Source organism: Streptomyces sp. NPDC050416 (genome assembly GCF_044458845.1).
Lineage (GTDB): Bacteria > Actinomycetota > Actinomycetes > Streptomycetales > Streptomycetaceae > Streptomyces.
The window spans coordinates 127854-134509 of the sequence record NZ_JBITII010000017.1; the positions used below are offsets into that span (position 1 = coordinate 127854).

A 6656-nucleotide genomic window follows, 5' to 3' on the forward strand; every position below is an offset into this window, starting at 1 on the left:
TCCGGGTCAGGTGAGTTGGATGGTGATGGCTTCGGCGAGCGGCATGGGCACACCGAGCCGGGCGCGAAGGGTCGGGGTGTCGATGTCGGTCCCGGTCCGGGCGCGGTGTTCGTCGGCGACCTTGCGGGCGAGAGTCACGAGCGGGGGCGGTATCGGGGATGGAGGTTGTGGAGCTGACTCCGGTGCGGCGGACGGTAGTTCGGGCGTAACCGTGGGCGGCTCGATGTCCGCGGCGGTCGGTTCCGGTGCCTGTGCCGTCGAAGGTGGTTCCGGTGCCGTCACCGGGTCCGCGCTGGGACTCGTTGCTCCGTGAGCGAGCAGCGTGCCGCCGAGGAAGGCGACCGCGGGCCAGCCGGCGACGAGGATGCGAAGCCAAGCCGGTACGTCCTCCAGGTCGAGCAGACCGGCGGTGGCGACGTTGGCGCCCAGGGATGCCGTCAGCGCTACGAGGAACCAGCACCACCCGGCCGTCTTCGCCTCACCGGAGCGCAGGCGCCGCCAGGCCGCCACCAACAGCAGGTCGACGGAGACCGGATAGGCCCACGCCTTCCAGCCGTCCTGTCCGGCAGCGAGCGCCAGGTCATGCAGATGAGCGAAGGACAGCGCGGCGGCGATTACCGCTTGCACGAGCACGGCGTCCACACGGACGGGCAGGGCGCGCATGGCCACTCCTTCCAGTTCCGGGCATGGGCGGGGTAGGGACTTGGCGCGGGACGGCCGCGCCGACCGTGGGAGCGGGTTGGCTATTCGGTGATCGGTCGAGGAGTGGCCAGAGGGCTGGACTCCTTCACCGGCACGGGAGGGGCGTAGGGCCGGAAGGGCGCGAGCGCCGGAACGTCCGGGGCGAGGTGTGCCGTTTCGCGGCAGGTGGAAGCAGCGTCGGCGAGGGACAGGTGAGGGGTGCGGATGCGGGACCAGCCACCGGACGTGTCGCCGACGACGGCGAGGCCGGGCAACTCGGCAGCGATGGCACATGAGGCCAGGACAGCCTCAGGGGCGATGTCCCCGAGCGCCATCTTCGCGGACGCTTCGTCGTTCACCCGATGGCAGACCCGCCCGGTGAGCTGAGCCCGGAGCATGGTCGCTCCCTTGCCCAGCTCGGCCCCGAAGCGCTGCCCGCACACCTCCAGATAGATGCCGGCGGCGCGGCCGAGCTGGGCGAGTCGGATGAGCTGGGTGACCATCTCGTCTCGTCGCTCTTCCTCCTTCCTGGTGGCGACGAGGAAGAGTTCTGCCACTTCGTCGACGAACAGCACGATGGGAGCCGGGCGTTCGTCTTCCGGCAGGCCCCAGACGTCCGAGGTGATCAGCTCGTCCGGGGTGCCGGGTGCGATGCCCTGTCGCGCTTTGATCAGGTCGTATCGGTCCTCCATTTCCTTGACGAGCACGGGCAGCAGCTCGGCCGCCTGTTCCGGGTCGGTCGCCAGCGCAGAGAGCCGGGGCGCGAACGGGGCCAGCTCCACACCGCGCTTGCAGTCGATCCCGACCAGGACCACCGGCTGAGCGGCCAGCCCTGCAAGCAGGTTCCGCAGGAACATGGACTTGCCGGACAGCGTGGCGCCGAGCACGAGTTCGTGAGGTACGGCCCGGTAGTCCCGTACGAAAGCGGTTGCGTCCTCCCGCAGAGCCACCGGCACGCGGAGCGGACCAGCATCCGTCCGGCGGGGCATCCGCACCTTCCGCAGGACGTCGAAGCCGACGAGCCGCAGTTCCACGACACCGGGCTTGACGTCCCGCACGTACACGGCGTGAACGCCCCAGGCGTGCCGCAGGCGTTCGGCCGAGGCCGCCACGTCCGCCGGTTCCTGGCCCGGAGCCAGCCGCAGCCGGAGCCGCAGACCGGTCAAGGTGGGCCGGATCATGCCCCGGCGAGGAGGAACGGGCCGGACCTCACGGCGAGTCGTCGCCTTGACGGCCAGGGCCCGCCACCGGGGCGGCTCGACCGTCAGGCCGCACGCGTCCATGGTGGAGGTGTACGAGGCCAGCAGCCGGGCCACCGAGACGGGCAGCCCGACCGTGGACCAGTACGCAGCCGGATGGGCATGCCGGGCGTAGGCCGCGCCGCCTATCGCAGCGAGCGACCCGCCCAGCTCGGCCCAGGTCACCAGGTCGGTCACGACGATCAGCCCGCCTGCTCCATCGGGAAGGCTCCAGGAGCAACGGCGGTCGCCCGGTAAGCGATGCCGTGCCGCTGCTGCCCGTTGAACACGCTCTCCCACGGCCGGGCAATGAGCCCCGGCAGCGAGACCGGGGCCCCGACGGTCAGGCCCTCCGTCACGCCGCTCTCGGGGACGGTGACCTGGATCAGCGACGACTCACCCTCATCGATGTAGACGACACCGACCGTCATCAGCGCCTCACCACTCACGGCGTCCTTGGCGATCTCACCGGTCTGCCGGTCGCGCACCTTCGGCGCCGGCGCTTCGGTGAGCAGGATCGTTGCGGTCGAGGCGTCAATACGGATCACACGCACAGAGATTTCTCCTTGTCGATCAACCAACTCGCCACCTGACAAGTTGACTTAGCAAGTTCGAAGCTACGGATGCCAGGTTGACTTGTCAAGTGGCTTCGTGGTGGCTGGCGAGCAGCCCCGTGACCCCCAGCGCACTATGGAGTCAGCAGCAATGGAGGGCGCGACATGAGCAGAAGCACCGCGCTCCAGAACCGCCATCATGGGGCCCTCGTGCTCCACAAGGGGCAGCACCGCCGCCGAGCACCTGGCCAGGGCCGCCTCAGGGGTCACCCCCAGGTCAGCCCCCGTATCAGGGCAGTACGACACCCCCTCCGAGGAAGCGGCACCGTGTCTTCCTGTGGGTCTTCCTCGCCGTACAGATCTTGTTTCTGATCTGGGTCATTCTGGGCGCCGCGAGTGCCAGCGGTACGCCCGAAGGTTGCCGGGGCCTGACGGGAGAGGATCTGAAGCTCTGCGAGGACGCGAGCGACGCCGGAACCACGATCGGGGTGGGCCTGATCGTCGCGTTTTGGGTAGCCGCCGACTTCATACTGGCCCTCACCTACGTGATCTACCGGCTTGCCAGCCGACAACCTCGGGCCTGAGACTCAGCTACCGGTTCACCTGTCAGCTGAGCCTATAGGTGTCTTCAAGTTCCTGCCGGTCAGCAGGAAGCAGCACGTCAGAGACTTGCAGTGCCTGCCCTGACGCGTCGCACGCGATGACCAGGACGCTCAGCACGGGCACGCCGTCCGGCAGGCCCAAGAGTTCGGCTTCACCTGCCTCAGGGAGCCGAGCTGAGACGCGCTCCGTGACGTGGTCGAAGCTGATCTTCTTCCTCGCCTCCAGGTGCTCGCGCACACTACATGTGAGGACTTCGGCGCTCGCCAGCTCAGTGTCCTCCACCAGGCCGGCGGGGAAGTACGACGAGACCAGCTCAACTGCTTCGCCTTCCTCCTCAACGAGGAGGCGACGCATGAGAACTTTGGTCTTCTTCGGCAAGCCGAGCGCTGAGGCGACTCGCGCCGGGACCACGACTTCAGCGACTTCCACGAGGCGTCCCGAGGTCTGGGACTCATCGCGCTCCAGAGCCTCTCGCCCCCGCCGGTCCTTCTGCTCGACCACTTCCGGCCGGTCCCGGACGATCGTGCCGTACCCCTGGCGGGACTCCAGCCAGCCGTCACGCTTCAGCAGTTCCAGCGCCCGCACGACGGTGGGACGGGACATCCCGAAGGACTGCACCAACTGGTTCTCGCTGGGCACCCGAGTGCCAGGCGGGTACGTGCCGTCCTCGATACGACGCTGGATCGTCTGTGCGAGGCGCACGTACTTCGGTGGCTCCACTTCATACGCCATGAACGCCGCCTGTCGGGATTGGCCAAGTCAACTGGTCAACCAGACTAGCGAATCTTCGATTGTCAAAGTAGAAGCGGAGCGAACTCTTACCTTCCGGGCCAGGCATCGGCCACCACGAAGGAGACGACGGTTCCGCCGAAGCGGCTCGGTGCGGCGTGCCACGACTCGGCCAGCGAATCGACCAGGAGCAGCCCACGCCCGTGGGCATCGTCGGCGTCAGGATGCCTCAACCGCACGTTCGCCGGAAAGCCGGGGTTGTGCACGTCGACCCGGAGCGAAGCCCCCTCACGGAACCACTCGACCCGTACAAGCCAGGGTTCGTCCGACCGGCCGTAAGCGATGGCGTTGGTCACCAGCTCCGAGATCATCAACGCACAGTCGTCGACGGAGCAGGCCGGGTTGTACGGGGCGATGAACTTGCGGAACCAGCGCCGAGCCCGTGACACAGACTCGGCGACAGGGTGCAGGGTCATCGCACCGAGACGCGGTGACTCCTCAGACGGGTAGCGGTCGATCATATAGGCCATCAGGTGCTCACTTCCTGCCGCTACCGTCGCAGTCGAGGCAGCGCCGCTTCGATGTAGCGCGGGTGCGATCGGCGGCGGTGGCAAGCGCCAGGGTCGTTCGTGAGCCGACACGCTTCCAGCCGCGCCCCCGGCAACCCCGGCAAGGTAAGTGCGTGCCCTGATCCGGCCGCTGACTCGTCACACCGCGCCTCCTTCCAGTGAAGTGGCCTTAGCCACTTTCTGGATAGTGGCATTAGCCACTTGGGCGGCGCAAGCGATTCGCCGCGACTGGCCCCATCAGGTGAGGGGGTAGCCCTGCTCGAACGCCCAGCGATGCGGCGGATAGGTGGCCTCAGCGAACTCCAACGGCCGGTCCTGGAGGTCGAAGACGACGTGGTGCACGATCAGGACGGCGGAGCCAGCGGCAAGTTGGAGGTCCTCGGCCTCTTCCTCCGTGGCCGCACGCGCGCACATGCGATCTTCCGCGTAACTCCCCTGCCGTCCCGTCATGTTCTCGACATACAGCAGCGTCCCCTCTTGGATCCGCTCCGGCTCCAAGAGCTTCGGCGCACGCTGACCGACATCCGGAGCGAACCACGACGTGGACAGCGTGATCGGCCCGTCCTGGTTGTTGGTCACCCGCCGCCGGTGCACCGCCCGACGGTCCTTGACCAGGCCCAGCGCCTCAGCCACGTGATCCGGCGCCTCCAGCCAACCGGCAGAAGTGATCACGGCATACTCACCCGGCGTGTAGATCTTCCCCGTCTGCCGAGCGCGCCCGTACAACTCACGAGCCCGCCGGTTGACTTCGAGGCTCCGCACGTACGTGCCCGACCCCTGACGCTTCTCGACGAGCCCCTGATGGCTCAGCGCCTCCAACGACCGTGCAGCCGTGGGCCGAGACACCTTCCAGTCAGCCGCCAACTGCCGCTCCGACGGCACCTCGTCCCCCGGTCGCAGGTCACCCCGAAGAATCTGATCACGGATGTAGTGCGCGATCTGGAGATACTTCGGCTGAGCCTCCTCGATCTGCGGCATCAGTCCTCCTCACCCAAGGCGAGCCCCAGGCGAGTAGCCGGGCACCCCGCTACCGAGCTGAGGCCAGCTTCTCGATACAAGTGGCTATGGCCTCTAGCCACTATAGGGTGAGTGGTCAACCCCCCACCCCGTAGGCTGAGACGCATGACGCGGTTGATCGTCGCAGCAGGAGGAGGGGGCGACGCAGTCGCCGCCGCAATGATTCACGCCGCCCTCTACGGCGACGAGGACCAGGCGGTGATCCTTACGTACGCATGGGACCGCCTCCTGATCGACCCGGTTCCCGGTCCCCGAGGACCGGACAACTTCACCGGCCTCCAGCCCCTCACCCCAGCAGTCTGGGCAGTGCCGGCCGAGGCCCGCCCCATCGCTCCGGCAGGCTCGACTCTCCCCCGACTCGCAGCAGAGCTCCCGCACACGTTCGCGCTGATCGATCCGCGCCATGGAGTTGAGGGCGTCACCCGCCAACTCGAAGAACTGACCGACCGCTTGTCACCAGAGTCGATCGACCTCCTGGACGTGGGCGGCGACATCATCGCCCGCGGCGATGAGCCGACGCTGAAGAGCCCCCTCGCCGACGCCCTCACACTCGCCGCGTGCTGCCAGGTGAACGCCCCCATCCGTCTCCTGGTGACGGGCCCTGGTCTCGACGGCGAACTCCCTCTCGACGATCTGCGCAGCATGCTGGGCCAGCTCATCCACACCCTCACCGCGAAGGACGTCGAGCCGATCAGCTCGGTCCTGGAGTGGCACCCCTCCGAGGCAACCGGGATGCTCGCCGCGACTGCCCGAGGCGTACGCGGCACCTGCGAGATGCGAGACGCCGGCCTCCCGGTTCCCCTCACCGATGAGGGACCGACGGTGCATGAGGTGGACCTGGACGAAGCGTTGACCCGCAACCAATTGGCCCGCGCCATCCTGACGACCGCCGCCCTGGACGAGGTCGAGGCATATAGCCGCGAAATCTGCGGCTACTCGGAGATCGACTACGAGCGCAACAAGGCCACATGGCTCAAGGACCAGCCACCGGCGCAGCTCGACCCAGACGCCGCACTGTCCCAGCTCGACCAGTTCGAAGCCGAAGCCCGCAGCCGCGGAGTGACTCACACGACGTTCCGCCGCATCACCGAGGCCCTGAACCTCAACGGCTCCTTGCGCGAGGACCTACGCCAACTACTCATCAACAGCCGTCCACAGCAGTACGACGCCCCCTTGTGGCGCATCACAGCCACTACTGAGTAACAACCTTCTTCACGGGTTCAAGGCGGCTCGCTCCGCTCCCCGCGCGCGGCCCGGCCCCCGGC

8 protein-coding genes are annotated in these 6656 nt (G+C 67.7%); 2 read left to right on the plus strand and 6 right to left on the minus strand.

Features of this window, described 5'->3' with window-relative positions; genetic code table 11:
- Positions 1 to 6: 6 nt before the first annotated feature.
- From ACIBL4_RS37530 to ACIBL4_RS37540, 3 genes are all read right to left on the minus strand, one after another.
- Positions 7 to 663, minus strand: a complete 657-nt coding sequence (locus tag ACIBL4_RS37530; protein WP_399416282.1) for a DUF2637 domain-containing protein — start codon at positions 661 to 663, stop codon at positions 7 to 9.
- An 80-nt stretch (positions 664 to 743) separates the two neighbouring features.
- Entirely contained in the window at positions 744 to 2117 is a 1374-nt protein-coding gene (locus ACIBL4_RS37535; RefSeq protein WP_399416283.1) for an FtsK/SpoIIIE domain-containing protein, read from the minus strand.
- Positions 2118 to 2122: 5 nt separating this feature from the next.
- A complete protein-coding gene (locus tag ACIBL4_RS37540) occupies positions 2123 to 2473 on the minus strand; it encodes a hypothetical protein (RefSeq protein WP_399416284.1) in 351 nt (116 codons plus the stop codon).
- 362 nt (positions 2474 to 2835) lie between these two features.
- Between ACIBL4_RS37540 and ACIBL4_RS37545 the strand changes: the two genes are divergently transcribed.
- Positions 2836 to 3057, plus strand: a complete 222-nt coding sequence (locus tag ACIBL4_RS37545) for a hypothetical protein (protein WP_399416285.1) — start codon at positions 2836 to 2838, stop codon at positions 3055 to 3057.
- A 22-nt stretch (positions 3058 to 3079) separates the two neighbouring features.
- On the opposite strand, the gene ACIBL4_RS37550 is transcribed toward ACIBL4_RS37545, so the two are convergent.
- The 3 genes from ACIBL4_RS37550 to ACIBL4_RS37560 form a co-directional block, all read right to left on the minus strand.
- Complete coding sequence (locus ACIBL4_RS37550; RefSeq protein ID WP_399416286.1) at positions 3080 to 3808, minus strand: GntR family transcriptional regulator; 729 nt, start codon at positions 3806 to 3808, stop codon at positions 3080 to 3082.
- An 86-nt stretch (positions 3809 to 3894) separates the two neighbouring features.
- Positions 3895 to 4335 carry an ATP-binding protein gene (locus ACIBL4_RS37555; protein ID WP_399416287.1) on the minus strand — a complete coding sequence of 147 codons (441 nt, stop codon included), beginning with the start codon at positions 4333 to 4335 and terminating at the stop codon, positions 3895 to 3897.
- Positions 4336 to 4611: 276 nt separating this feature from the next.
- A complete protein-coding gene (locus tag ACIBL4_RS37560) occupies positions 4612 to 5352 on the minus strand; it encodes a GntR family transcriptional regulator (protein ID WP_221757132.1) in 741 nt (246 codons plus the stop codon).
- Between the two features lie 144 nt (positions 5353 to 5496).
- Here ACIBL4_RS37560 and ACIBL4_RS37565 point away from each other — a divergent pair, with 144 nt between their 5' ends.
- Positions 5497 to 6594, plus strand: coding sequence for a DUF1152 domain-containing protein (locus tag ACIBL4_RS37565; RefSeq protein WP_399416288.1), 1098 nt, complete (start codon positions 5497 to 5499; stop codon positions 6592 to 6594).
- Positions 6595 to 6656 lie beyond the last annotated feature (62 nt).